Here is a 25,412-nt window from a genome sequence, read left to right on the forward strand (position 1 = left end):
ATATTATACCATATATATTATATATTTCAATTACAACCTTTTAAACATTCTAGTCCTTTCCACCACATCTTCAGCTTCAAATATACCAGAGCCAACTACTATAATATCCAATCCATAATGAATTATTTCCTTAGCATTGTCTAATTTAATACCTCCATCTGCTTCTATCAATATATCCAGTTTCCTGTTATCAATTATTTGCCTCATTTTTCTTATCTTTCTTTCCATAGAACTAATAAATTTCTGTCCTCCAAATCCAGGATTAACGGTCATTATTAATACTAAGTCTATATACTCCAATATATATTCCAAACTATCTAAAGACGTGGAAGGATTCAAAGCAACCCCAGCTTTTACACCATAGGATTTAATCTCCTCTATGGTTCTATGTAGATGGACAGTTGACTCCTCATGGACAGTAATAATATCTGCCCCAGCTTCAGCAAAATCTTTAATATACCTTTCAGGTCTATCTATCATCAAATGAACATCAAAAGGTATTTTTGTAATATTTCTCAATTTTTTAATAACAGGTGGACCAAAGGTAATATTGGGAACAAATTGGCCATCCATTATATCCAAATGGATATAATCGGCTCCTCCCTTTTCTAATTTTAATATTTCTTCTTTTATATTTCCAAAATCTGCTGACAATATGGAAGGCGATAGCATAGCCATATTAAAACCTCCTAATATTTTTTATCTCTTCTAGAAACTGTAGATAATTTTTATATCTTTCTTTGCTTATATTCCCCTTATCTACCTGTCTTTTCACTTCACAGCTTGGTTCTTTATGATGTAAGCAGTTGATAAATTTACATTTATCCCTATAATGATAAATTTCTCTAAAATATTTACTCAATTCCTCTTCTGATTCAATAAAATCTAAATTTAAAGAACTAAACCCAGGAGTATCCAGTACATAAGATTTATAACCTAAATCTATTAATTCTACATGTCGAGTAGTATGTTTCCCCCTGGTAGTTTTTTTGCTTACATCACCAGTCTTTAATCCTAATTCTGGATTTATCTCATTCAATAAAGATGATTTACCAACCCCTGATGGACCAGCAAAGACTGTAACATTACCTTTTAATATCTCCTTTAAATCTTCTATTCCTTCTTCAGTCTTTGTACTAGTTTTAATTATTGGATATTTTGCTTTACTATAAATACTATCTATTTCATTCAGTTCTCTTTCAGAGCTTAAATCTATTTTATTTAAACATATTCCAATACTCAAATGTTGGTGTTCTGCCATGATAATGAACCTATCTAATAGCCAATAATTTATATCTGGTTTTTTTATACTCATAACTATAATGGTTTGAGTAACATTTGCTACAGGAGGTCTTATTAATTGGGATTTTCTTTCCAGTATTTTTTCAATATAACCTGTATTATCCTCTTCGCTAATACGAATTAAAACATTATCTCCTATTAAAGGTGTTATATTATCTTCTCTGAAAACACCTCTGGCTCTACATTCATAGATACCTTCTTGAGTTTTTACATAGTAAAACCCACCAATCCCTTTTATAATAATACCCTCTATCATATAAACCTCCTTAACTACCAGGATGACTTATCTCATCAATATAAACGCCATCATAGTAAAATTCAAATTTAGCATCTAATTTACCCTTTAATGGTATTTTAACAGATTTACCATCTACCTTGTGAACCTTATTGTATACAACTTCTCTATTTCCATCCTGTATTCTTTCTACCCTTATTTCTACTTCTTCCTTGTCACTAGCAGGTGTTATATTGATTGAAAATGGAGTTTCTGTATCCGATTCTACAGGTTCAGGTTCTTCTTTAGGTCCAGTACTAATATATATATCCACAGCAGTATTATTTTCTATCTCAGTGCCAGGTTCGATACTTTGCCAGAACACTAAACCCTTTTCATACTCATCATTGGCTTCTGGGGTAATGGTGTCCAATACTAATCCATATGCTATTATGGCATTTCTTGCCTCTTTTTCGCTTAATCCTATAAGCTTTGGCATTACTACTACCTTTTTCTCAGGTCCTTGACTTACTACTATTTTGACTTTTGTTCCCTCTTCCACTTCCGAATAAGGGTCAGGACTTTGACTTATAACTATATTTGCCTCTACAGTATCACTAGGTTTATAATCTACAAGCCCTTCTCCTAAATTAGCATCCCTTAATAGACTATCCACTTCATCTATATTTCTATTTATTAAATTTGGAACCTTAACCAAATTACTTCCCTTACTAACGGTAACTTCAATAATATACCCTTCTTTAACTTTTTCTCCAGCTTTAGTCCTTTGGCTAACCACTTCATCTTTTTTAAACTCACTATTATATACCTCATTTACTACGCTAAACCCTAAGCCTAACTTTTCAACTTCCTCCTTAGCTTCATCCCTGTGCATGCCACGTAAATCTGGTACCGTTATTTCTGGAGATATAAAATAATCCTTTAGTTTAAAAAATCCTAAAGCTAAAGAACTTACCACTATAAAAGCTAACAATATTGCAAGAAAAACAACTTTTAAACCTCCATCACCTTGGCTTTTTTTCTTTTTTGATTTTTTCATTGAATTCCCTTCCCTATCTTCTATCGCTGGTATTATTTGTGTTGGTGCTTCTATTATATTGGTATCCTCTAAAAACAAATCTTCCTTGGCAAATTTTATTCTTTTTAAATCTGCTAATAGCTCACTAGCAGTACTATACCTATCTACTTGACTCTTCTTGACACATTTCATTATTATATTCTGTAAACCTATAGGTATTGTACTATCTATATCCCTAGGAGGAATTATATCCTCTTGAATATGTTTTAACGCCACTGTAATAGGACTATCTCCTTTAAAAGGCACTTTTCCCGTTATCATTTCGTACATGACTATTCCAAGAGAGTATATATCAGATTTTTCATCTGTATATCCACCTCGAGCTTGTTCTGGCGAGAAATAATGGACAGAACCTATTACATTGGAAGTGTTTGTAACTGTTGAAGCTGTAGCTGCTCTAGCTATACCAAAATCAGTTACCTTTATCCTCCCATCTTCAGCAACCATAATATTATGAGGTTTAATGTCCCTATGAACTATATGATTTTTGTGGGCATGTTCCAATGCTTCTGCTATTTCTATAGAGTATTCTATGGTTTCATCAACAGTAAGCTTACCTTTTTCTCTAATTACTTCCTTTAAAGTCTTTCCCTTTATATATTCCATAACAATATATTGAATATCATGACCGTCCTTTTTATCCACTCCTACATCATAGATGTTCACAATATTTGGATGAGATAGACTTGCTGCAGCTTGAGATTCCCTTCTGAATTTTTTTATGAACTCCTCATCATTTATAAATTCATCTCTAAGAATTTTAATTGCTACATATCTATTTAGAAGCCTACATCTAGCTTTATATACAAAAGCCATACCACCCCCGCCAATTTTTTCTATTATCTCATATCTGTTGCCAAGTACTGTTCCAATCATATTTTCACCCCACTTTACTAAAATTTAATTGCTAAGACAGTAATATTGTCAAAACCGCCCTTTTCATTTGCCAATCTTACTAATTCCTCACAAAGTTTTTGCATATTTTCATTAACAAGTAAATATTCTTTAATTTCTTCATCCATCAACATATTTGATAACCCATCAGTACACAATAATAGTATATCGTCTTTCAATTTTTCTTTAACAATTATATCTGCTTCAATCTCTTGACTAGTCCCTACCGCTCTAGTTATTATGTTCCTTTGAGGATGAAGCTTTGCTTCCTCCCTACTAATACTTCCATTCCTTATTAACTCTTCCACTAAAGAATGGTCTTTTGTCAACTGAGACAAGTTATCTTTTCTCAATAGGTAGGCTCTACTATCACCTACATGACCAATAAATATTTTTTCATTATTCTTATAAGCCAATGTTACAGTAGTGCCCATTCCTGAAAACTTTTCATCTTTCAAGGATTCATTATATATTTTCTTATTAGCATTACCTATGGAACTTTGAATCCTGCCTATTATACTATTATCATCTAATTCTAAACTATTTAAATCTTTCTCTAAATCTGAACTTATTATATCTACCGCCATTTTAGATGCAATTTCTCCAGCCTTATGTCCTCCCATCCCATCAGCAATAATAAACAGGGGATGGTTCACTAAAGAAGAAATATAGTAAGCATCTTGGTTTATATCCCTAACCCTCCCTATATCTGTTTTTATGCCAACCTCCATAAAAATCACCTCACTGAAAAGTTTTTGTGTCTTTATCTCTAATGTAACTCCTTCTCAATTGCCCGCAGGAAGCACTTATGTCTCCTCCCATTTCTCTACGTATAGTAACTGGTATCCTTGCCTTTTCCAAACCAATTCTAAATCTTTCAAGGTCCCTCCCTGATGGCCTTTGCTGATTGTACTCTTCAATTGGATTTAAAGGAATTAAATTAATATGGCAATTTAAATCTTTAAGTATTCTGATTAATTCTTCTAAATCCTCATTTCTATCATTCACACCTTCAATTAAAGTATATTCCATAGTAATTCTTCTATTAGTTTTATCGTAATAATATTTACAACCTTGGATTATTTCATTAATTGAGTATTTGTTACCAATAGGCATTATGTCTTTTCTTACACTATCAAAAGGTGAATGTAGTGATATAGACAAAGTTATTGGTATCCCTTCATCTGCCAGTTTATAAATCTTAGGCACTACTCCACAGGTGGATAGAGTAATATTTCTATAACTTATGTTATGTCCACTTTCATGATGAACTATATTTAAAAATTTTATTGTATTCTCATAATTATCTAATGGTTCTCCACTTCCCATTAGGACAATATTGGAAATTCTCTTATCTAAATCCATCTCCACACTATATATCTGATTTAGCATCTCTGAAGGAGTTAGGTTTCTAACAAATCCTTCCTTAGTTGAAGCGCAAAATGAACACCCCATCTTACAACCTACCTGTGTAGAAATACATGCAGTTAAGCCATGTTTATATTCCATAACTACCGCTTCTATTATATTATTATCTTCTAATAAGAATAAATATTTTTTAGTATTATCTATCTTAGAATCGAATCTTTTCAATATTTTTATTCTATTTATCCTTCCAATATTATCTAGCTTGTCCCGTAAACCAATGGAGAACACGAAAATATCCTCAATACTTCTCCCATAGTTTTTATGAAAAAATTCAAATAATTGCTTCCCTCGGTATCTCTTTTCATCTATACTAGCCATAAATTTTTCTAACTCTTCTAGAGTCAAACTATTAAGTTCAATTTTGTCCAAAAATTTCACCTCATGTTTATTCTAATTCCATATTATATCATATTAAATAGAAAATTAACCATCCTTCTTCTGAATTCTTGCAATAAAAAAACCATCAATACCATGTATATGAGGAAATAATTGAATATAACCATTATTTCCTGTTTCAATTTTTTCAGTAGAATCTAATAGATTATCAAATCCAGACAAACTAAATTCACTATTTCCATTTAAAAATCCATTTATTATATCTAAATTTTCTTCCTTTCCAATAGTACAGGTACTATATATGATTATTCCTCCAGGTTTCACATATTGTTTAGCATTATCCAGTATGTTTTTTTGGATTTTTCTTAATCCATTTATATCTTCTTCTCTTCTATTCCATTTAATATCAGGTCTTCTCCTAATAATACCCAATCCAGAACAAGGAGCATCTAGGATACAATAATCCACTTTTCCTACCAGAGATTCATCAAACTTTAATGCATCAAATATTTCTGTTTCTATTATATCAATCCCTAATCTAATGGAGTTTTCTTTAACCAGATTTAATTTATGCTCATATATATCCCTACTTATTATTCTGCCTTTATTCCCCATCAATTCTGCCATATAAGTGGACTTTCCACCTGGGGCACTACATAGATCTAAAACTAAACTATTTTCCTTTGGATTGGCTATTTGAGCAACTAACATACTACTTTCATCTTGTATAATGAAATGGCCTAGTTTAAATTCTTCAATTTCAGTAATCCTAGTTGGATTATGGACTATAATTCCATCCTTAGCATATTTAGTTTCACTAGTTATAAAGCCATAATTAGACAATGCCCTTATTAACTTCTCTCTGCTAGTCTTAAGCCTATTAGCCCTAATATTCAATTTGGGTTTAAGATTGTTTGTCTTGCATATATTCTCAGTAAATTCATAACCATATTCTTCAACCCATCTTTTAACCATCCATTTTGGGTGGGAATACTTAATGGAAAGATAATCTAGTTTGTCTTTTTCATCAACTTTCATCAGTTCTTCTTTGTTCCTTGAAAAATTTCTCAATACACCATTAACAAATCCACTAACGCCCTTATGCCCATGTCTTTTAGATAAATTAACTGCCTCATTTATAGCTGCTCTATCAGGAATTTTATCCATAAAGGCCATTTGATATACTCCCATTCTCAAAATCTCCATAATAGCAGGTTGAATCTTTGTAATCCTTATCTTTGATAGTTTGGAAATAACATGGTCTAAGTACATAAGGTTCTCTATTACCCCATAAACAATCTCTCGTATTAAGTTTTGATCCTTTATATCCACTTCCCCTTTTAAATGTTTATTAATGGAATAATTAGAAAAGGCCCCTTTAATATTTATATCCATTAAAATATTTAATGCTATTTCCCTAGAATTCATATATAACTCTCCCTATAAAATATTTTGCCTGGACTTAGCCAGGCAAAGTATACTCTATTCCATTTTTAATCCCTAATCTCTTCTTCTGCCAAATATGGCTAGAAGCCTTAGAAGTTGAGCAAGAGCTACTAGAGTTGCAGCAACATAAGTCAGAGCAGCTGCACTTAAAACTTCCTTAGAAGAATCTACTTCATCTCTATAGATTATACCATTTTCCAATTGATATAATGCTCTTCTACTAGCATTAAATTCCACGGGTAAAGTAATAGCTTGGAATAAAACTACTGAAACGTAAAGTAATATGCCCACTTCTATTAAAACTGGACTAATTACTAAACCCAATAATATCAATATCCAAACAAATCTAGATCCAATACTTGCAATAGGTGCTATATTATTTCTTGCAATAAGTGGAAAATAGCCTTCCCCATGTTGTATTGCATGGCCAACCTCATGAGCTGCTACAGATACTGCTGCAATAGACCTTCCATTATATACATTTCTAGATAATCTAATAACTTTCGTCCTTGGATCATAATGGTCTGTTAGATTGCCTCCTATAGGTTCAACTCTAACATCAGGTAATCCATTCCTATCCAATATCATCCTTGCCACTTCATATCCAGTATAACCTGAACCACTCTGTACTCTTAAATACTTGTTGAAAGACGATGAAACTTTAAATTGTGCATACATTGCAAATAGTAAAGCAGGCATTAAGATTAAAAACCAAGTTCCACCTATCCCACCATAATATCCTTGATACATATTATCTCCTCCTCAAATCATACTGATACTAGCCTAACTTAATATTTACATCCAATTGATTTCCCCTTAGATACTCTGCTACATCCATCTTCCTCTTACCAGGAAATTGTAATTCGTCTATAACAATACACGAATCTGCACAATTTACATATATCCCTTCATTAGAAACTTTAATAATTACTCCATTATCTCCATCAATAAATTTTTTTATACTCTTAGCTTTATGAATTTTAACCTTATGGCCTTTATAGATTATATAGGCAGAAGGCCAAGGTTTAAGCCCTCTTATTAGGTTAATAATATTATCTCCACTGCTATTCCAATCAATTCTACCAGTTTCCTTTGATATCTTAGGTGCATAAGTGGACAATTCATCATCCTGTGGGGTGCTAGTGATATTCCCACTTTTTATATCCTTTAATGTTTCAACAATCAACCTACCACCCAATTGAGACAATTTATCATGAATTGATTCCGAATCATCCTCAGCCTCTATAGGTATTGTCTCAAATTTAAGCATATCTCCTGTATCTAATCCTTGCTCCATCTTCATTATGGTTACTCCTGTTTCTTTCTCTCCATTTATTATAGCCCAATTTATTGGAGCAGCCCCTCTATACTTTGGTAAAAGGGAGGCGTGTATATTTAAACATCCATAGGGTGGTAAATTTAATATATCCTTCTTTAAAATTTGACCATAGGCTGCTACGATTATACAGTCTGGTGAAATTTTTCTCAGTTTATCAATAGATTCTTTTGAGTTTACAGAATCAGGTTGATATACCTCTAACCCTAATTCTAAAGCTTTTTCCTTTATAGGAGTAGCCAGTACTCTTTTACCTCTTCCTCTAGGTTTATCCCTTTGAGTTATTACTAGAGAGATATTGTATCCATTTTCATATAAATATTCTAAAGATGGAACTGCAAACTCAGGTGTACCCATGAATACAACCTTCACATAATCACCTCTATTCTAATTCTTCATTCTCTTCTTCAGGTATTATTTCTTCTATCATCTTATCAATAAATAGTATTCCGTTTAGATGATCAATTTCATGACAAAGAGCTTTTGCCAATAATCCTGTTCCCTCAATTATCTTTTCTTGCCCAAATTCATCTAAATATTTAACTTTTACCCTTTCTGGCCTCTTTACAGTTCCAGCCCTATTGGGAACGCTTAAACAGCCCTCTACATCTATATATTCCCCTTCTTTTTCAAGTATTTCAGGGTTAATAAGCTTAATTGGTCCTTCTCCTATATCTATAACAATTACCCTTCTAAGAACTCCCACTTGAGGTGCAGCTAACCCCACCCCTTCATTTTCATACATAGTATCTATCATATCTTCCAATAAAACTTTTATCCTTTCATTTACTTCAGTAACCTCTCTAGATGTCTTTCTTAAAATAGGGTCTCCTTCATATCTAATCTGTCTAATAGCCATATTAATTCCTCCTACAATATTGAATTGGGGTTAATATCTATATTGAATTTAACTCCTGTTAAATTGATTTTATTCCTATTATATATACATACCCACTCTATAAGTTTTTTTAACTGATTCATATATTCATCTTTGCTTTTAATAATTATCTGATACCTGTAATTCTTCTTTATCTTTTCCAAAGGAGCAGGAAAAGGGCCTATAATATTATCCTTCAATTCATTAAGATCGTTCTTTTCCATACTCTCTGTTAAAGCATTATAAACTTCCTTTGTTACCACTGCTATATGTTTATTATCCTCTCCATATACTACAATGGATATTAAATTTATAAAGGGTGGATAATTAAATTCTTTCCTCAAAAGGATTTCTTTATTATAAAATGCTAAATAATCATGATTTTTTGCATACTGAATACTATAATGATTAGGACTGTAAGTTTGAACAACTACTCTACCTTCAAACTCGCCTCTTCCAGCTCTACCTGCTACTTGGGTAATTAGTTGAAAAGTTCTTTCAGAAGAACGAAAATCTGGTAGATTTAGACTTGTGTCAGCAGCAATTATTCCAACTAAAGTAACATTTTTAAAGTCTAATCCTTTTGCCACCATTTGAGTACCAATTAAGATATCTATCTTTCCATCTTTCATCTTATTAAGAATGGATTCATGACTTCCCTTTCTACTAGTGGTATCCATATCCATCCTCTTAACCACTGCTTTTGGGAAATACTTCTTTGTATATTCCTCTACTTTTTCAGTTCCTATACCAAAATATTTAATATATTTACTATTACAAGCAGGACATACTTTGGGTGGATCAATAGCCAATCCACAATAATGGCATTTTAATTTATCTTCCTTAAAATGATAGGTCATAGAGATACTACATTCATTACATTTTACTACATATCCACATTGTCTGCAAGATACGAAGGTAGAATAGCCCCTTCTATTTAAAAAAAGTATAGTTTGCTTACCTGCTCTAAGATTTTCATCAATAGCTTCATATAATTCTCTACTAAATATGGATTTATTACCTGAACTAAGTTCCTCCCTCATATCCACTATTTTAACATCAGGTAACTTTTTATCATTTATCCTTTTCTTTAAATTTAATAATTTAATATCCCCATTTATACTCCTATAATAGGATTCTAAAGATGGAGTAGCTGAACCTTTGACTAAAAAACCGCCTACCTGTTCACATCTCTTTTCCGCTACTTCAATGGCATCATATTTAGGGTTCATAGTGGATTTATATGTAGATTCATGTTCTTCATCAATAATAATAAGGCCTAAATTATTGAAAGGAGCGAATATAGCTGATCGAGCTCCTACTACTATTTTTACATTACCTTCTTTTATTTTCCGCCATTGATCAAATCTTTCGCCAAAAGACAACTTACTATGAAGAACCGCTACATTATCTCCAAATCTTCCGACAAACCTACTAATAGTTTGTGGGGTAAGAGCAATTTCTGGTACAAGGACTATGGTCTCTTTACCTTTCTTAATCATCTCTTCCACTAACTGAAGATATATTTCCGTTTTCCCACTTCCTGTTACACCATGAATTAAAAATTTGTTAGTTTTTTCTTTATTATTAATACTATATAATATAGTATCAACACAATGCTTTTGATCTAAAGATAGTGGAGGCTTCTTATAAGGTTGAATATCATTCTTGATTGGAGTCCTATATACTTCTTTATCAAAAATTTCAATAATACCTTTCCTTTCCAAAGCCCTTATAGTAGAAAGAGAACTATTAGTTTTAACCATCAATTCCTTTGTAGATATTTCATCAATATTCCATAAAAATTTGGCAATTTCCAATTGTTTGTAACTTCTTGTCCCAATAATATTTAACATTTCATCATAAGAAATAGATTTATCCTTAATAATAGCAAATTTTTCATACTTTTTTTCTATTGAAGTTTGAATCTCTAAAGAAGTTTCAATAATATTCTTTTTTTCTAATTCTCTAATGTCCTTATTAGTTATTTTATTTTTAATAAAACCCTTTAAAACTTCTAGCTCCATCTTACCATCTTGGTTGTTTATTATATCAATAATTTCTTTTTCTAAGGGGTTTAAATAATCGTAAATTTCAGGGTTAATCTCTTTTAGAATAATATTGGTTTTGACCTCTTTGAAATCTCCAGGGGGAAGTACTGTTTGAAAAGCATCATTATAAGGTGATAAATATTTCCTAGATAACCATAAGCTTAATTCTATCATATCTTTGGATATAAGAGGTTTATCGTCAATAATATCTATTATCTTTTTTAATCGATATTCTCCCTGATAATCCTCTTGAATCTTAATTACTATTCCCTTAATCACCTTATTCCCTCTACCAAAGGGTACCAACACCCTCATACCTTCTTCTATGGATTCAACCATATCAGGACTGATTATATAGGTATAAGGTTTATCAGTACTTGAAGCTTTATTATCTATAATCACCTGAGCATATTTTCTGTTCATAGAATCATTCCCTTATATTGATTAAATAATAAAAGCTAGATAAAGATTGACATCTAGCTTTTATTATTTATTAAATCTTTAATCTTGTCTATAATAATTTTTGCAACTTGTGATTTATCCAATATAGGATAATCAGTAACTGTACCTTCATTATCTATAATTGTTACTAAATTAGTATCAGTTTTAAAACCAGCTCCATCTTCAGTAATATCGTTGGCTACTATGAAATCCAGGTTCTTTTTTATCAATTTCTCTTTAGCATTTTCTATAAGATCATTTGTCTCAGCAGCAAACCCTACAACTATTTGATTCTTCTTGTTATTTCCAAAATGGGCAGCAATATCTGGATTTCTTATATATTTAATATTTAATTCATCCTTCTCCCCATCTTTTTTCTTTATCTTTACATCGCTAACTACTTCTGGTCTATAATCCAAAGGTGCTGCTGCTTTTATTAAAGCATCACAGGATTGGAATTGCTCCTCTACAGCATTAAACATCTCCATAGTAGTATTTACCCTTATAACTTCAACATCCCCTGGAGATTCTAAATTTGTAGGCCCTGTTATCAGTACAACTTCCGCTCCTCTTTTTACAGCTTCTTCTGCTATTTTATATCCCATTTTACCACTTGAATGGTTGGTAACATACCTTACTGGATCTAAAGGTTCTATAGTTGGACCAGCAGTTATAACAAATTTTTTCCCAACTAAATCCTTATCATAAAAATTATTTATCACATATTGAACAATATCCATTGGCTCTGCCATCCTGCCTGGTCCATAGGTTTGGCATGCTAACATACCTACCCCTGGTTTTATAAACTCATAACCCAATTCTTTCAAATAATCCATATTTTTCTGTACAATTGGGTTTAAATACATGTTGGTATTCATAGCTGGAGCAAATATAACTTTAGCCTTTGTTGCCATAATAGTAGTGGTAAGAAGGTCATCTGCAATTCCATTAGCAATTTTACCTATAATATTTGCTGTAGCTGGTGCAATTAAAAATACATCAGCTTTTTCAGCAATAGAAATATGTTCCACATCATAATTTCTTGGCTCCTTAAACATATCTACATAGACTGGATTTAATGCCATTGTCTGAAATGTCAATGGTGAAACAAATTTTTTAGCATTTTCAGTCATAATCACTTCCACATTGGCATTTTGCTTTTTTAATCTACTTACCAAATCTACAGCTTTATAAGCAGCAATCCCAGCAGTTACACCAACTATAATATTCTTATCTTTAAGCATCTTTTCACCTACTTAATACCTTTTATTTCAGGTCTACTATATCTAATCTTCCCTTCCATTATTTCCTCAATAGCAATACTTACAGGCTTTGTCGATGATGTTTCTATTAATGGCTTTGCACCATCAACTATTTGTCTTGATCTTTTAGCTGTCAACATGACCAGAGTATACCTACTATCGGCAATATTTGATAATTCGTTTATTGACGGATTGTACATTAGAAACCTCCTTAATCAATAATTTTTTCTATAATATTTTTTAATCTTTTTACTTTTAATTTTTCTGCTCCAATTATCGTTTCAGTTTTTGCTACTGCATTCATAACTTCATCATTTATTACAATATAATCATATTCATCTACAAATTCTAATTCTTTAAAAGCATTTTTAAGCCTAATATCTATATCTTCTTCCGTCTCAGTTCCTCTTTTTTTAATCCTATTTTTCAACTCACTCATAGAAGGAGGAAGCAGAAATATAAACACCGCTTCTGGGTAGGATTTCTTTACTTGTAAAGCTCCTTGTACATCTATTTCTAATATTACTATTTCTCCATTTTCAACTTGTTCTAATACAAATTTTCTGGGAGTACCATAGAGATTACCATGCACATTAGCATATTCTAAAAATTCATTATTCTCTACCATTTTGCCAAACTTCTCTTCATTAATAAAAAAATAATTTACTCCCTCTACTTCTCCCTTTCTAGGCATTCTAGTAGTAGCTGATACGGAAAAAACAAGTTTTTCATTCCTTTCCAATATCTTTTTACATATGGTGCCTTTACCGCATCCAGAAGGCCCAGATATCACCAACAGAAAACCCTTTGACATTTAATCCTCACTTCCTAACCTAAATCTTCTTTTACATTTGATTTATTATTTAATCTTTGAGCAACTGTCTCTGGTTGGACAGCTGATAAAATAATATGATCACTATCTGTTACAATTACTGCCCTTGTTCTTCTTCCATAAGTGGCATCAATCAATATTCCGTTATCTCTGGCATCCTGTATCATCCTCTTTATAGGTGCTGATTCGGGACTTACAATGGCAATAATCCTATTGGCAGATACTATATTACCAAAACCAATATTTATTAACTTTATACTCATACCACTACCTCCTTTAGTATCATTCAATATTTTGAGCTTGTTCCCTCATTTTTTCCAACTCACTTTTAACATCTATTACATAATTACCTATGACTAAATCGTTAGCCTTAGAACCTATAGTATTAATCTCCCTATTCATTTCTTGAATAATAAAATCCAATTTTCTACCCACTGGTTCTGCTTCTTCTAATGCCTTTAAAAATTGGCTGATATGGCTATTAAACCTAACTATCTCCTCATTTATATCGGATTTATCTGCAAAAAATGCTATTTCATTGTTTAATCTCTCTTCGTCTAGATTATATTCTTCATCCAGTAACTCTTCAATTCTATCTTTTAGCTTTTCCTTATACTCTTCTACCACTATGGGTGATCTATTTTCTATTTCCATTACCATTTTTTCAATCTTTATAATCTGAGATTCCATATCCTTCTTGAGTATAATTCCTTCTTTTATTCTCATGTCCATTACTTTTTCCAAAGCCATATCAAGAGCAGTCTTTAAACAATCCCAAGTAACATCCTCATCTAATTCCTTTCTCTCCATTTTAATTATTTCAGAAACAGATAATATATGGGATAGTTTTATCTCATCTTTTATATTCAATTGGTCCACTATAGTTTCTAAACTATCTTTAAAAGCTTTTGCTAATGGAATATCTACTTTAACATTCATAGCTGATTCGCTAATATATTCCAAATTTATATATACTTCTACCCTTCCTCTACTAATTCTATTCTTAATCCTTTTTTTAATCTCATCCTCTAAGTAATTAAGATGTTTAGGCATTTTTAATACTATATCATTATATCTATGGTTTACAGTTTTAATTTCTAAACTGAAATTATGTATCCCGTCAGTACTCTCTCCCATGCCAAATCCTGTCATACTCTTTATCATCGACTTCATCCTTTCTCCTTCATGAATAATAATATCAACTTATTTATTATTGTCAATGGAATTTAAACATTTTAATTATATTTTAAATAAAGATTATAATCTTAAAAACTCAAAAAATCCATAGTTTATTACAATATTTTAATATTTATGCCCTAAAACTCATCAGTTTATTTATCTATTACTAAATGATATAATTGTATTACTATTAATTTGGGGAGGAATTTTTATGTCTTTAGATGGAATTGTTACAAGATCTATAGTTCAAGAATTAGATAATACCATTTTAGGTGGAAGAGTCGATAAAATATATCAGCATGAAAATGACGAAATACTTATGAATATATATAATAAAGGTAAAAATAGAAAATTATTAATCTCTGCAAGTAGCAACAACCCTAGAATCCATCTCACAAACTATGGAAAATCAAATCCATCCTCTCCACCTATGTTTTGTATGTTATTGAGAAAACATCTATCGGGAGGGATAATATTAAACATAGAACAATTTCAAATGGATAGAATCATCTTTATTGATATTTCTTCTAAAGATGAACTAGGGGAACCAACAGAAAAAAGACTTATTGTTGAAATCATGGGTAAATACAGCAATATTATTTTGATAGATAAAAAATCTTTAAAGATTATCGATTCTATCAAAAGGGTCACCTCTGATATGAGTAGAGTTCGACAGGTTTTACCTGGTATAGAATATAATTACCCTCAACAAAACAATAAGTTAAACCCTTTAGAGCTAAGGGAAGACCAGTTTTTCCAGCTACTTGACAATGATAATGGTAACAAACAAATTTATAAGTTCTTTTATACAAACTACATGGGGCTAGGCCCACTAATTGGTAAAGAAATATGTTTCCGTTCCAATATAAATATAGATAGACCTATATCCAGTTTGACTATGGAAGAGAAAAGTAAATTGTTCCATTCTTTTATGGCAATAGTCAATAGAGTAAAAGAAAATGATTTTAAACCTCTATTGATAAAAAATGGATATGAAAAAAGCTATCTAGCTTTCTATGCTCTTGATTTATATCAATTTGTTGAAAATAAAACCTATGTAGATTCCATTAGCAAAGTATTAGACCAATACTATATTAAAAACGATACATTAGACCGAGTATATCAGAAATCTCAATCTTTGAGAAAATCTGTACAGATAAAACTAGATCGTTCTTTAAATAAACTTGCTAAACAAAAACAGGAGTTATTGGATAGCAAAAATAGAGATAAATACAAAATATATGCAGATTTAATATCTGCTAATCTATATAGGATAGGTAAAGGGTTAGAGGAAGTAGAATTAGAAAACTTCTATTCTGAAAATATGGATAAAATAATAGTTCCTTTAGATAAAAGGTATTCACCAGCTGAAAATGCTCAGAGATATTACAAAAGATATTCAAAACTTAAAAATGCTAATCTATTATTGTTAAAGCAAATACCTGAAACAGAAGAAGAAATAGAGTATTTGGAAAATGTATTGCATAGCCTAGATAATTGTACAGAGGTAATAGAGATAGATGAAATAAGAGAAGAACTAATCAAAGAGGGATATTTAAAAGGAAATTTAAAGAAAAAGAAGAAAAAAGAAGCCATCTCTAAACCTCATCATTATATATCATCAGACGGCTTTCATATCTTTGTAGGGAAAAATAATAGACAGAATGATAATCTAACATTAAAAACAGCCCATAAAGAGGATTTGTGGTTCCACGTTCAAAAAATGCCAGGCAGCCATGTAATCATTAAAGTTGAAAGCCAAGTGGTTCCTGAAACAACCTTAGAAGAAGCTGCAATGTTAGCAGCCTATTATAGTAAAGGCAAAAATTCTACCAATGTGGCTGTAGATTATACGGAGAAGAAAAATGTAAAAAAACCTAAAAACGCTAAAGCTGGAATGGTAATCTACGAAAATTTTAGTACCATTTTTGTAACACCTAAAAAGGAAAATATTGAAAAAATCGAAAAGATAGAAGGTTTTTAAATCCTCTATCTTTTCGATTTTATTACTACCCTATCTAATCCATCAATTTCGTTAAAACAAACACTTACTACTTCATTTCTAGAAGTGGGAAGATTTTTCCCTACATAATCTGCCCTTATGGGTAATTCCCTATGGCCTCTATCTATCAGAACAGCCAATTGTACCTTTCTTGGTCTACCCATATCTATCAAAGCATCAAGAGCAGCTCTAACAGTTCTGCCTGTAAATATTACATCATCCACCAATACGATTATTTTATCATTTATATCATAATTAAATTTTTTATCCTTTACCACAGGATCTCTATACAATTCTGTTAAATCATCCCTATATAATGTAATATCTAAAGTCAAAACATCAATTCTCTCCCCTTCTATTTCTTCAATTTTTTTAGCTAGCCTTTGGGCAAAGGGAACCCCTCTGGTTTTTATACCAACTAAAATAATATCTTCTATACCCTTATTTCTTTCAATAATCTCATTAGATATTCTAGTCGTTACCCTTTGAATAGCCTTTTCGTCCAATATAATAGCTTTGGTATCCATTATAATCACCTACCTATTCCTTATATTTAATAATTCAAGTACTTTCCTAAATTCATTAGGTAATTCCGATTCAAACTCCATATACTCACCAGTTCTAGGGTGTATAAAACCCAATTTTTTTGCATGTAGAAGTTGAGTATCTAATGAAAATTCATTTTTTCTTCCGCTATATACTGAATCCCCAACGATGGGATGATTAATATATGCCATATGAACTCTAATTTGATGAGTTCTCCCAGTTTCTAAAGAAGCTTCTACTAAAGTGTATTCCTGAAACTCTTTTATTACTCTATAATGGGTAATAGCTTCCTTTCCATTTTTATTCTTTACAGTCATCTTCTTTCTATCTATTGGATTCCTACCTATAGATGCATTAATAGTTCCACTATCCAAGCTCATTTTCCCATAAACCAAAGCCATATATATCCTTTTAACACTTCTTTTCTTTAACTGCTGTACTAATGACTTGTAAGCATTGTCATTCTTTGCAACTATTAATAATCCAGATGTATCTTTATCCAATCTATGTACTATACCAGGTCTCATATAATCATTAGTTGGAGCCAATCTATCAACATGATATAAAAGAGCATTTACTAGAGTTCCAGAAGGATTCCCTGGAGCTGGATGTACCACCATGTCTTGAGGTTTATTTACTATTACAATATCTTCATCCTCATATATTATGTCTATAGGTAAGTTTTCAGGAACTGGTTCCTCAGGTTTTTTTATAGGTAATTTTACTTGAATAAAATCTCCTTTTTTTACAAGGTACCTTGCCTTACTGGAATTGCCATTGACAAAAACTAATCCTTCTTTAATCAATTTCTGTATATAACTTCTTGAAACATCATCTAATCTATTTGCAAGATAGGAATCTAATCTTATAGAATTTATCTCCTCCACAAATAATTCCAATAAATTCATTATACTCTCCTCAATTTTCATATTTATTTAATAAAATTAAACTCATCACTAAAAAGGTACCACTAACTATGAAAATGTCCGCTATATTAAACACAGGAAAGTCATATCCTTTACCAAGTTTGAAACTAATAAAATCCACTACATAGCCTAATCTAATCCTATCAATTAAATTGCCAATTGCACCACCTAATAACATGACTAACCCTATCTTTAATAATTGGTTAATATTGTGTGAATTTTTTACAAGAAAGAATACTATGCATATAATTACTATAGATGTGACTATAACAAAAAAAATTTTTTTATTCTGTAATATTCCAAAAGCAGCTCCCAAATTCTCCACATAACATAATTGAAAAAAGTTTTCAATTATTATATATGGACCCTTCCCCTTTAAGTATTTAACAGCTGCAAATTTTGTTACTTGATCCAATACAATAATTAATACTACTATAAAATATAACAAAATATTTCCTCCTCATATTATTCAATTATAATATTATTTTAAAACATAATCAGGTTAATTACAACATGGGTTTAGTAATATTAAAAAGCAAAGACTTTCAATGAAAATATTTCATGAAAGTCTTTGGCCATTTCTCCCATATTATTCCTTTGTTTCATCATAATATTCTTGGGAAATCTTTTCAACATCTTCCACCACTCCACTATCTTCCTCATCATATACTCCCATATTATCTCCTGTATTAAAGGAAGGGTCATTATCTATTTTATTATACCTAGCTACCGCTTGATAGCTATCCTCTCTATCAAATAGATTGCCTTCTCTATGGCTTTTGCTAAAAGGGCTAATACTATCTTCTTCTTCAGGTCTAAACTGTCTTTTTTTATCTAATGGTAGTTTTTCATTAGCACAGTGAATACAAAGTTTTACATAGGGTATTAATTTTAATCTTTCTTCATCGATTTTTTCCCCACAGATTTTACATAGACCATATGTTTCAGTTTCTAATTCTCCAATAGATTCTTCAATTTCATATAAGGTATTATTTAGCTTATCTATTAGACCTTTATCCTGTTCCATTTGAAACATTTCAGTTCCTAGGTCTGCTGGATGATTATCATAAAAAGACAATTCAGTATAGTATTCATCCATAGACCCAAATTCCTCTACATTTTTCATCTTTTCTATGATATCTACTACTTTTCGTTTTTCTTCATATAGCCTTTCTTTCAAGTTTTCCTTTTTTGATTTCTCCATGACTTTCCTCCTAGATAGTATAGAAAATATTTTGATAATAATATTCCCATATCTAAATTAATCATTCATGCTAAATATTATGAAAGTCATGTATACATCATTAAAATCAAGAGGAAGAATAGAAGATTTTCTTTTTTGTATTTAGCACCCCAAATATGAGTAAGCAAAATGAAAAAGAATAATAATTCATCATCATATTCAACCAAAGGATAATCTGTCATAAAAATTTCCCTCCATTCTCATCTTTATAATACATTCTATGAAAATAAAGGGATATAATTTACATTTTAGTCTTTAAAGCTTTTATCATATTGTTTATCTCATTAAATAAAGTTTCGAACTCAACAAAGCTTAAAGATTGGGCTCCGTCAGATAAAGCCTTTTCTGGCTCAGGATGAATCTCTATTATTAATCCATGAGCACCTAGGGCTAAGGCAGCTTTAGAAGCAGGTAATACCAGTTCCCTCCTACCAGTACCATGACTAGGATCTACAATAATAGGGTATTTGGTTTTAGATTTAATAATGGGAACACTCATTAAATCTAAAGTATTTCTAGTATAACTCTCAAAGGTTCTAATACCTCTTTCACATAGTATAATCTTTTGATTTCCTTCCATCTTTATATATTCAGAAGCCTTTATCCATTCATCTATAGTAGCACTCATTCCCCGTTTCAATAATACAGGTTTATCAACTTTCCCCATTTCCTTTAAAAGAGGATAGTTTTGCATATTTCTAGAACCTATTTGATATATATCAATATATTCATAAGCTTCCTCAATATCCCTTGGATCCATTATTTCCGAAATTACTTTAAAATTATATCTTTCCTTTATATCCTTTAAAATCTTTAAACCATCCATCCCTAAACCCTGGAAAGCTCTAGGACTTGTTCTAGGCTTAAAAGCTCCACCTCTTATAATTTTTATTCCTAATCTATTTAAAAACTTGCCTATCTTCTCCATTTGATTTCTATTTTCTACTGCACAAGGCCCTGCAATAATGATGAATTCCTCTCCTCCTAAGGACAATTCATCATCTATAATAATCTTTTCCGTCATACTTACTCCTCCATCATAAGTCTCTAATACTTCACTAAATAGAATTTGGGGGCTAAGCCCCCAAATTATCAACATTTTTATCTACTTCCACAAAACTTTCCGATTCTAATTCAGACTCGTCAGACTCATCTATGTAGTCTTCTAAATCATCATGATTATTCACATTAGAAGCATCTTTTTCTATTTTAGAATAGAATTCATCTAAAGTTATTAACTGTGCTTCAATAAATGATTTGTATCGGGTTCTAAAGATGAAGACCTCTTTCCTTAGATTTTCATACTCTTTTTGAATGCTTTTCACTTCTTCCTTAGCAGCTTCAATCATCTTTTTAGCAGATAATTCTGCCTCATCAATAATTATTTCTGATTTTTGTCTTGCTGCTCGAGTTACATCATCAGCTGTACTTTGGGCAACTACAAGAGTATCCTTTAATGTTTTTTCTAAATTGTTATACTGTTTAATTTGTTCATTTAATACTAGTATTTTATCCTTCAACTCTATATTTTCTCTATAAAGCTTTTCATAATCATCAATGATTTCGTCTAAAAATTGATCTACCTCTGATTCCTTATATCCCCTAAAGGTTTTTTTAAATTCTTTGTTTTGAATGTCCAGGGGTGTAATCATATAACTCACTCCATTTATTTTAATAGTCTAAGCTCCACTCTCACTCTTCCCCTTTTACTAATTCCTTTAATCGAATTCAATATAAATCTACCATATCCCTTAGCTGAAATAATATCCCCTTCTCCAATGTCCTTAGACACCCTTTCTATAGGTTCCCAATTGACTTTTACCCTTTTTGACTCAATTAATTCTTGACTTTTACTTCTAGACAAATTCCAAGCGCTGCTAATTAAAGCATCTAATCTGAGGGATGATACAGTTGCAAAAATATCCATATATTCTATATGCCCTTGTTTCAACTCCCTCAATGGAATTTCTTTCACCTTGACCCTTTCTCTGCCGATTTTTGTTAAGCTAATTAAAATATAATCAGAAATTTCATTTTTTACTACTACCTGAACATTATCTTCATGTATTAATATATCCCCTATTTTTTCTCTATTTATTCCTAAATTAAGGATTCCACCCAAAAAATCTCTATGGGATAAGTTTCCAATATTACCCTCTATCATTAAAGATTTAATAGGAGATTCAATATCCTGATATTGAAAGTACTCAGGATAAATCAATATAACTTTTCTTTCAGCTTCATCTATACCCCCTAATTCTTTATAGGAAATATCCATAAACCTATTTAATACAGATTGAGCTAACCTTCTCTCATAAGGATTCATAAAATCTGTACTTCCAATAGTATGCCTATTTATCACTATCTCAATTTGATCTAATACTTTTCGCATATTCAAAATTTGTTCTTCATCTATTATATGATTTAATAATTTATCTCTATCTAATCTCAACTATATCCCCACAATACTAAAATAATATAGCTCCTACAACTCTTATAATAAGTCTAAGTATTAGAATAGCAACAATAGGTGAAAAATCAAACATGCCAGTATCTATTCCTAATTTATAAATCAATTCCCTTGCTGGTGACAATATAGGTTCTGTTAACTCATATACAATTCTTCCTATGGGGTTATATGGACCAATCCTTAAAAAGGAAAATATTATTCTGACTAAAATTAAAAGTTCTATAATGTTGAATAAAATATTTAAAGCTCTATATAAAGTTATCATTAAATTACCTCTTATTCCTCTTATTTTACCAATTGAAAAGCGCCTTATTTTTTAATTCATCCTTGATATTTCCATCTATTTCCACATTGCTTGGTGCAAGAACGAATATATCAGTAGTTACTTTTTGGATACTTCCCTCAAGAGAATAAAGTCCTCCGTTTATAAAATCAAAAATCTGCCTTTTAATTCCTGGTTCTAATTGCTCTAAATTTACTACAACAGTTTTTCTCATCTTTAAATCATCCACAATCTTAGGTGCATCTTCATAGTTTAAAGGTTCATGAACTACTAATTTCATGTTGCCAGATGTATGGATATTCACAACTCTATTTCTCATTCTACTAGAGCTTGTATTAACAGGTAATTCTTCTAATTCCTCTTCTTCATATTCCTCATATTCATCTTCTAAATCCAAATCATCAATCCCAATAAAATATTTCAATTTATCCATAATACTTGACATAATAACCCTCCTATCATTTATTTTCTTTGACCAAATATACCCGTCCCAATTCTTACCACATTTGAACCTTCTTCGATTGCTATTTGATAGTCATTGGTCATACCCATTGATAAGACTTCCATCTCCACATTATTATACCCTTTACCCTTTATTACTTCGCTCAACCTACGCAATTCTCTAAATACCCATCTTGTTTCTTCAGGATCTTCAACAAAAGGCGCTATGGTCATCAATCCTTTTACTCTAAGATTATCATATTTTAATATCTTCTCTAAGAAAGGAATTACTTCTTCCACTTTTAATCCAAACTTACTTTCTTCCTCTGCTACATTAACTTGAATTAAAGTATTAATTATTATATCATTTTTTCTAGCCCTTTTGTTTAATTCTTTAGCAAGTGATATACGATCTAAAGAATGTATTAAAGTCACTTTATCTATGATAGTCTTTACTTTATTGGTCTGTAAATGACCTATCATGTGATAATTAGCCTTATTACCTATAATATCGTACTTTTTGACTAATTCTTGAGGCCTATTTTCACCAATATCTATTAATCCTAACTCAATTGCTTCATTTATCCTATCTACTCCAACGGTTTTTGTTACAGCTATAATGTGGACTTTATCACCTACTCTTCCAGACTTTTTTAAGGCTTCATCTATATTTTTTTCTACATTTAGTAAATTATCCCTAATAGTAATTTTTATTACCTCCTTGATGTCAATCAATAATCATTCCTTCTTTTATTCTAATTGTATTTAAAAGTATTTCATCAAATTGTCTTACAGTTCTAGTGGGTTTATCACTCCCCTTTATATTGATGTTGCTACTTTTATCTCCTTTACTAATATAAGTAAATTCTTCGTCTTCCTTTATTATTTCAATAGGTCTAAACTTTATTATTCCGCTAATTTCCTTAATATAAACTCCCTTAATCCCGTCCTTATCTAGGATAGCTTTATTTGGGATTTTATATCCATCGTATTTATATTTAATGATATTAACTGGAATATCCCTTTTATCATAATAATTATGAAAATCCGTATTAAACTTAGCAATAATCAACCCCTTACTCTTATCCCTGGATATTCTTTCTATAAATCCTTTTAATTCACCATCTATCTGGTTTCCTGTTAAAAGGATAGAATCTCCCTCTTCAAAAGTTGATATATCTTTAATATTTTCAATCTTTATAATCATGTACCACTCAAAATTATCTATTATCTTAAAAATGGGTTCATTAGCTTTAACATTATCATTATTTGATATTATCCTCTGTTTATTGGCAATTTCCTTAAAATCCGAATATTCATAATCATCTTTATGGTTTATTGAATATATCTCCTCAAAACCATCTATTTTATAGGATATAACTCCTGGTTCTTGAGAAAAATAATTGATGCTATTTTGTGAAATCTGGCTAGCAATTTCTTCTCTCTTCTTCTTTAAATTATCTAAGCTTTGATTGATAAGAGTATTATCCCTTCCAATATTCTTTTGCTTTCCATCATATATGGATAGTTTGTCCTTTAAAATCCCAGCTCTTTCATAATCCTCATTGGATATACTTATCTGTATTTCTTCTATAATATTATCAATATTTTCTTTTATCTTATTTTGATCATTCTTAATACTTTCATTATCCACCTCGGTTTTTGTCAGAATATCAATCTTGTTCTCTACCTCTTCCAATTGTTGCTTCAAAGTAGAAGTATCATGGAGTAAGGTGATTTTTGCTATTTTAGTTCCTGATGCCACTCGTTCACCTTCATTAGGATATAATTCAATTTTACCTTCTCCATCAGCTTTATACAAGTTTTCTTTTCTTATTATAATAGCTTCTGTCTCTATTTTATCTTCAACGGTATATTCTTCTGGCAATACGGTTTTAAACGCCGTGGCAAACAACGAAGGAACGCTTCTAAATAACATAAATAGAAATATTAAACTAAAGAATAATAGTCTCCATCTTTTTTTCCTTTTTCTTCTCAATTTACGTTCTTCTTGGGACATTTTACCACCCTTAATTTATTTCTTTTAGAAATTAAAGAATCTACCATATTTGCTTATTACTTTAAATTTTGAAATATTCTCTATGGCCAATTGTTTTATTTCATTGTTATGAGTCACCATCAAAATTGCCTTTTCCTTTTTAATTGCCCCTATTAAAATACCAACAAACTTATCCTTGGCATTTGTAATAACCTTTACCTCATCTCCAGATTTTACTCTAGCGCCATCTAAAACGAATTCCTTCATATCCGCTTTTTCTAAATGCTGTGAAGTTACAGATTTATTATCAATAATAATTAAATTATTTTTTAAATAGAGTTTTTCCCTCAATACCACTAATATATACCCTATAAAACTAACAGTAAATAATAATAATAATACTCTTTGAATATATGTCAACAAAATTAAAACTACCTCCATATTTTATTTGTTTTATATTAAGTATATCATAACTATCCCCTAGGTTAAACCTACTGTTAATATTTTTTCCTAGGCATTTTGAATTAATTACTTATATATTATTTTACTCTAATATTATAAATAAGCACTAGACTGGTATTTGAAAAATGTTTGCAAAATCACAAATTTTAGGTTATAATATAAATGTCTTAAACAAATTCAAACTTATATAATCCAGTCTACTGCAACGTTACAAGGATTACAACTTAATATCGGGATGTGGCGCAGTATGGTAGCGCACAAGTCTGGGGGACTTGGGGCCGCTGGTTCAAATCCAGTCATCCCGACCAAAAATAGAAACAGGTAGAAAACAATAATTTTCTAC

At 30.8% G+C, this 25,412-nt stretch carries 29 protein-coding genes and 1 tRNA gene; 2 read left to right on the forward strand and 28 right to left on the reverse strand.

What is annotated here, in order from left to right:
* Positions 1-30: 30 nt before the first annotated feature.
* The 15 genes from rpe to C3E90_RS11285 form a co-directional block, all read right to left on the reverse strand.
* The gene (gene rpe, locus C3E90_RS11215; protein WP_236915758.1) at positions 31-678 is read right to left on the reverse strand and encodes a ribulose-phosphate 3-epimerase; all 648 of its coding nucleotides are present in this window, start codon (positions 676-678) and stop codon (positions 31-33) included.
* Between the two features lies 1 nt (position 679).
* Complete coding sequence (gene rsgA, locus C3E90_RS11220) at positions 680-1,558, reverse strand: ribosome small subunit-dependent GTPase A (RefSeq protein ID WP_236915759.1); 879 nt, start codon at positions 1,556-1,558, stop codon at positions 680-682.
* Positions 1,559-1,568: 10 nt separating this feature from the next.
* Positions 1,569-3,491: a Stk1 family PASTA domain-containing Ser/Thr kinase gene (gene pknB / locus C3E90_RS11225; protein ID WP_236915760.1), complete on the reverse strand. Its 1,923-nt coding sequence runs from the start codon at positions 3,489-3,491 to the stop codon at positions 1,569-1,571.
* A gap of 17 nt (positions 3,492-3,508) precedes the next feature.
* Positions 3,509-4,240 carry a Stp1/IreP family PP2C-type Ser/Thr phosphatase gene (locus C3E90_RS11230; RefSeq protein ID WP_236915761.1) on the reverse strand — a complete coding sequence of 244 codons (732 nt, stop codon included), beginning with the start codon at positions 4,238-4,240 and terminating at the stop codon, positions 3,509-3,511.
* A gap of 10 nt (positions 4,241-4,250) precedes the next feature.
* Positions 4,251-5,306: a 23S rRNA (adenine(2503)-C(2))-methyltransferase RlmN gene (gene rlmN, locus C3E90_RS11235; RefSeq protein ID WP_236915762.1), complete on the reverse strand. Its 1,056-nt coding sequence runs from the start codon at positions 5,304-5,306 to the stop codon at positions 4,251-4,253.
* 54 nt (positions 5,307-5,360) lie between these two features.
* Positions 5,361-6,701, reverse strand: a complete 1,341-nt coding sequence (gene rsmB / locus C3E90_RS11240; RefSeq protein ID WP_236915763.1) for a 16S rRNA (cytosine(967)-C(5))-methyltransferase RsmB — start codon at positions 6,699-6,701, stop codon at positions 5,361-5,363.
* Positions 6,702-6,773: 72 nt separating this feature from the next.
* Entirely contained in the window at positions 6,774-7,469 is a 696-nt protein-coding gene (locus C3E90_RS11245) for a zinc metallopeptidase (protein ID WP_236915764.1), read from the reverse strand.
* A gap of 28 nt (positions 7,470-7,497) precedes the next feature.
* Positions 7,498-8,412, reverse strand: coding sequence for a methionyl-tRNA formyltransferase (gene fmt, locus C3E90_RS11250; RefSeq protein ID WP_236915793.1), 915 nt, complete (start codon positions 8,410-8,412; stop codon positions 7,498-7,500).
* 25 nt (positions 8,413-8,437) lie between these two features.
* Positions 8,438-8,914, reverse strand: a complete 477-nt coding sequence (gene def / locus C3E90_RS11255) for a peptide deformylase (protein ID WP_236915765.1) — start codon at positions 8,912-8,914, stop codon at positions 8,438-8,440.
* Between the two features lie 11 nt (positions 8,915-8,925).
* A complete protein-coding gene (gene priA, locus C3E90_RS11260; protein ID WP_236915766.1) occupies positions 8,926-11,406 on the reverse strand; it encodes a primosomal protein N' in 2,481 nt (826 codons plus the stop codon).
* Between the two features lie 53 nt (positions 11,407-11,459).
* Entirely contained in the window at positions 11,460-12,668 is a 1,209-nt protein-coding gene (coaBC, locus tag C3E90_RS11265) for a bifunctional phosphopantothenoylcysteine decarboxylase/phosphopantothenate--cysteine ligase CoaBC (protein WP_236915767.1), read from the reverse strand.
* 8 nt (positions 12,669-12,676) lie between these two features.
* Positions 12,677-12,886 (reverse strand): DNA-directed RNA polymerase subunit omega, encoded by a 210-nt coding sequence (gene rpoZ, locus C3E90_RS11270; RefSeq protein WP_236915768.1) that lies wholly within the window; start codon positions 12,884-12,886, stop codon positions 12,677-12,679.
* 11 nt (positions 12,887-12,897) lie between these two features.
* Positions 12,898-13,500 carry a guanylate kinase gene (gene gmk, locus C3E90_RS11275; RefSeq protein ID WP_236915769.1) on the reverse strand — a complete coding sequence of 201 codons (603 nt, stop codon included), beginning with the start codon at positions 13,498-13,500 and terminating at the stop codon, positions 12,898-12,900.
* 14 nt (positions 13,501-13,514) lie between these two features.
* The gene (remA, locus tag C3E90_RS11280) at positions 13,515-13,781 is read right to left on the reverse strand and encodes an extracellular matrix/biofilm regulator RemA (protein WP_236915770.1); all 267 of its coding nucleotides are present in this window, start codon (positions 13,779-13,781) and stop codon (positions 13,515-13,517) included.
* Positions 13,782-13,800: 19 nt separating this feature from the next.
* Positions 13,801-14,691, reverse strand: a complete 891-nt coding sequence (locus tag C3E90_RS11285; protein WP_236915771.1) for a YicC/YloC family endoribonuclease — start codon at positions 14,689-14,691, stop codon at positions 13,801-13,803.
* A 217-nt stretch (positions 14,692-14,908) separates the two neighbouring features.
* Here C3E90_RS11285 and C3E90_RS11290 point away from each other — a divergent pair, with 217 nt between their 5' ends.
* Positions 14,909-16,681 (forward strand): Rqc2 family fibronectin-binding protein, encoded by a 1,773-nt coding sequence (locus tag C3E90_RS11290; protein ID WP_236915772.1) that lies wholly within the window; start codon positions 14,909-14,911, stop codon positions 16,679-16,681.
* 5 nt (positions 16,682-16,686) lie between these two features.
* Here the strand turns inward: C3E90_RS11290 and pyrR are convergent, their stop codons facing one another.
* The 13 genes from pyrR to C3E90_RS11350 form a co-directional block, all read right to left on the reverse strand.
* On the reverse strand, positions 16,687-17,226 hold the full coding sequence (gene pyrR, locus C3E90_RS11295) for a bifunctional pyr operon transcriptional regulator/uracil phosphoribosyltransferase PyrR (RefSeq protein ID WP_236915773.1): 540 nt from the start codon (positions 17,224-17,226) through the stop codon (positions 16,687-16,689).
* 9 nt (positions 17,227-17,235) lie between these two features.
* Positions 17,236-18,153: an RluA family pseudouridine synthase gene (locus C3E90_RS11300; protein WP_236915774.1), complete on the reverse strand. Its 918-nt coding sequence runs from the start codon at positions 18,151-18,153 to the stop codon at positions 17,236-17,238.
* A 10-nt stretch (positions 18,154-18,163) separates the two neighbouring features.
* The gene (gene lspA, locus C3E90_RS11305) at positions 18,164-18,619 is read right to left on the reverse strand and encodes a signal peptidase II (RefSeq protein WP_336513035.1); all 456 of its coding nucleotides are present in this window, start codon (positions 18,617-18,619) and stop codon (positions 18,164-18,166) included.
* A gap of 141 nt (positions 18,620-18,760) precedes the next feature.
* On the reverse strand, positions 18,761-19,375 hold the full coding sequence (locus tag C3E90_RS11310) for a TraR/DksA C4-type zinc finger protein (protein ID WP_236915775.1): 615 nt from the start codon (positions 19,373-19,375) through the stop codon (positions 18,761-18,763).
* Between the two features lie 86 nt (positions 19,376-19,461).
* A complete protein-coding gene (locus C3E90_RS13370) occupies positions 19,462-19,596 on the reverse strand; it encodes a hypothetical protein (protein WP_272879133.1) in 135 nt (44 codons plus the stop codon).
* Positions 19,597-19,655: 59 nt separating this feature from the next.
* Positions 19,656-20,438, reverse strand: coding sequence for a bifunctional 3-deoxy-7-phosphoheptulonate synthase/chorismate mutase (locus C3E90_RS11315; protein ID WP_236915776.1), 783 nt, complete (start codon positions 20,436-20,438; stop codon positions 19,656-19,658).
* Between the two features lie 52 nt (positions 20,439-20,490).
* Positions 20,491-21,066: a DivIVA domain-containing protein gene (locus tag C3E90_RS11320; protein ID WP_236915777.1), complete on the reverse strand. Its 576-nt coding sequence runs from the start codon at positions 21,064-21,066 to the stop codon at positions 20,491-20,493.
* A 14-nt stretch (positions 21,067-21,080) separates the two neighbouring features.
* Complete coding sequence (locus C3E90_RS11325; protein WP_236915778.1) at positions 21,081-21,866, reverse strand: YlmH family RNA-binding protein; 786 nt, start codon at positions 21,864-21,866, stop codon at positions 21,081-21,083.
* Between the two features lie 16 nt (positions 21,867-21,882).
* The gene (locus tag C3E90_RS11330) at positions 21,883-22,149 is read right to left on the reverse strand and encodes a YggT family protein (RefSeq protein WP_236915779.1); all 267 of its coding nucleotides are present in this window, start codon (positions 22,147-22,149) and stop codon (positions 21,883-21,885) included.
* Positions 22,150-22,174: 25 nt separating this feature from the next.
* Positions 22,175-22,612: a cell division protein SepF gene (locus C3E90_RS11335; protein WP_236915780.1), complete on the reverse strand. Its 438-nt coding sequence runs from the start codon at positions 22,610-22,612 to the stop codon at positions 22,175-22,177.
* A gap of 17 nt (positions 22,613-22,629) precedes the next feature.
* Positions 22,630-23,343: a YggS family pyridoxal phosphate-dependent enzyme gene (locus tag C3E90_RS11340; protein WP_236915781.1), complete on the reverse strand. Its 714-nt coding sequence runs from the start codon at positions 23,341-23,343 to the stop codon at positions 22,630-22,632.
* A complete protein-coding gene (locus tag C3E90_RS11345; RefSeq protein ID WP_236915782.1) occupies positions 23,336-24,628 on the reverse strand; it encodes an HlyD family efflux transporter periplasmic adaptor subunit in 1,293 nt (430 codons plus the stop codon). The genes C3E90_RS11340 and C3E90_RS11345 overlap by 8 nt, the downstream gene beginning before the upstream one ends.
* 24 nt (positions 24,629-24,652) lie before the next feature.
* Positions 24,653-25,030 carry a hypothetical protein gene (locus C3E90_RS11350; protein ID WP_236915783.1) on the reverse strand — a complete coding sequence of 126 codons (378 nt, stop codon included), beginning with the start codon at positions 25,028-25,030 and terminating at the stop codon, positions 24,653-24,655.
* A 270-nt stretch (positions 25,031-25,300) separates the two neighbouring features.
* On the opposite strand from C3E90_RS11350, the gene C3E90_RS11355 reads away from it, so the two are divergent.
* Positions 25,301-25,377 (forward strand) — tRNA-Pro (locus C3E90_RS11355).
* The last annotated feature ends 35 nt before the right edge of the window (positions 25,378-25,412 follow it).

The organism is Clostridium sp. Cult2, assembly GCF_021655075.1.
Classification (GTDB): domain Bacteria; phylum Bacillota; class Clostridia; order Tissierellales; family Tepidimicrobiaceae; genus Schnuerera.

Excerpts from the sequence above, each read along its gene's own strand:
- rpe (WP_236915758.1), bottom strand. The coding sequence starts at position 678 with ATGGCTATGCTATCGCCTTCCATATTGTCAGCAGATTTTGGAAATATA.
- rsgA (WP_236915759.1), bottom strand. The coding sequence starts at position 1,558 with ATGATAGAGGGTATTATTATAAAAGGGATTGGTGGGTTTTACTATGTA.
- pknB (WP_236915760.1), bottom strand. The coding sequence starts at position 3,491 with ATGATTGGAACAGTACTTGGCAACAGATATGAGATAATAGAAAAAATT.
- C3E90_RS11230 (WP_236915761.1), bottom strand. The coding sequence starts at position 4,240 with ATGGAGGTTGGCATAAAAACAGATATAGGGAGGGTTAGGGATATAAAC.
- rsmB (WP_236915763.1), bottom strand. The coding sequence starts at position 6,701 with ATGAATTCTAGGGAAATAGCATTAAATATTTTAATGGATATAAATATT.
- C3E90_RS11245 (WP_236915764.1), bottom strand. The coding sequence starts at position 7,469 with ATGTATCAAGGATATTATGGTGGGATAGGTGGAACTTGGTTTTTAATC.
- fmt (WP_236915793.1), bottom strand. The coding sequence starts at position 8,412 with ATGGGTACACCTGAGTTTGCAGTTCCATCTTTAGAATATTTATATGAA.
- def (WP_236915765.1), bottom strand. The coding sequence starts at position 8,914 with ATGGCTATTAGACAGATTAGATATGAAGGAGACCCTATTTTAAGAAAG.
- priA (WP_236915766.1), bottom strand. The coding sequence starts at position 11,406 with ATGAACAGAAAATATGCTCAGGTGATTATAGATAATAAAGCTTCAAGT.
- coaBC (WP_236915767.1), bottom strand. The coding sequence starts at position 12,668 with ATGCTTAAAGATAAGAATATTATAGTTGGTGTAACTGCTGGGATTGCT.
- rpoZ (WP_236915768.1), bottom strand. The coding sequence starts at position 12,886 with ATGTACAATCCGTCAATAAACGAATTATCAAATATTGCCGATAGTAGG.
- gmk (WP_236915769.1), bottom strand. The coding sequence starts at position 13,500 with ATGTCAAAGGGTTTTCTGTTGGTGATATCTGGGCCTTCTGGATGCGGT.
- remA (WP_236915770.1), bottom strand. The coding sequence starts at position 13,781 with ATGAGTATAAAGTTAATAAATATTGGTTTTGGTAATATAGTATCTGCC.
- C3E90_RS11285 (WP_236915771.1), bottom strand. The coding sequence starts at position 14,691 with ATGAAGTCGATGATAAAGAGTATGACAGGATTTGGCATGGGAGAGAGT.
- C3E90_RS11290 (WP_236915772.1), top strand. The coding sequence starts at position 14,909 with ATGTCTTTAGATGGAATTGTTACAAGATCTATAGTTCAAGAATTAGAT.
- pyrR (WP_236915773.1), bottom strand. The coding sequence starts at position 17,226 with ATGGATACCAAAGCTATTATATTGGACGAAAAGGCTATTCAAAGGGTA.
- C3E90_RS11300 (WP_236915774.1), bottom strand. The coding sequence starts at position 18,153 with ATGAATTTATTGGAATTATTTGTGGAGGAGATAAATTCTATAAGATTA.
- C3E90_RS11310 (WP_236915775.1), bottom strand. The coding sequence starts at position 19,375 with ATGGAGAAATCAAAAAAGGAAAACTTGAAAGAAAGGCTATATGAAGAA.
- C3E90_RS13370 (WP_272879133.1), bottom strand. The coding sequence starts at position 19,596 with ATGACAGATTATCCTTTGGTTGAATATGATGATGAATTATTATTCTTT.
- C3E90_RS11315 (WP_236915776.1), bottom strand. The coding sequence starts at position 20,438 with ATGACGGAAAAGATTATTATAGATGATGAATTGTCCTTAGGAGGAGAG.
- C3E90_RS11320 (WP_236915777.1), bottom strand. The coding sequence starts at position 21,066 with ATGATTACACCCCTGGACATTCAAAACAAAGAATTTAAAAAAACCTTT.
- C3E90_RS11330 (WP_236915779.1), bottom strand. The coding sequence starts at position 22,149 with ATGATAACTTTATATAGAGCTTTAAATATTTTATTCAACATTATAGAA.
- C3E90_RS11335 (WP_236915780.1), bottom strand. The coding sequence starts at position 22,612 with ATGTCAAGTATTATGGATAAATTGAAATATTTTATTGGGATTGATGAT.
- C3E90_RS11345 (WP_236915782.1), bottom strand. The coding sequence starts at position 24,628 with ATGTCCCAAGAAGAACGTAAATTGAGAAGAAAAAGGAAAAAAAGATGG.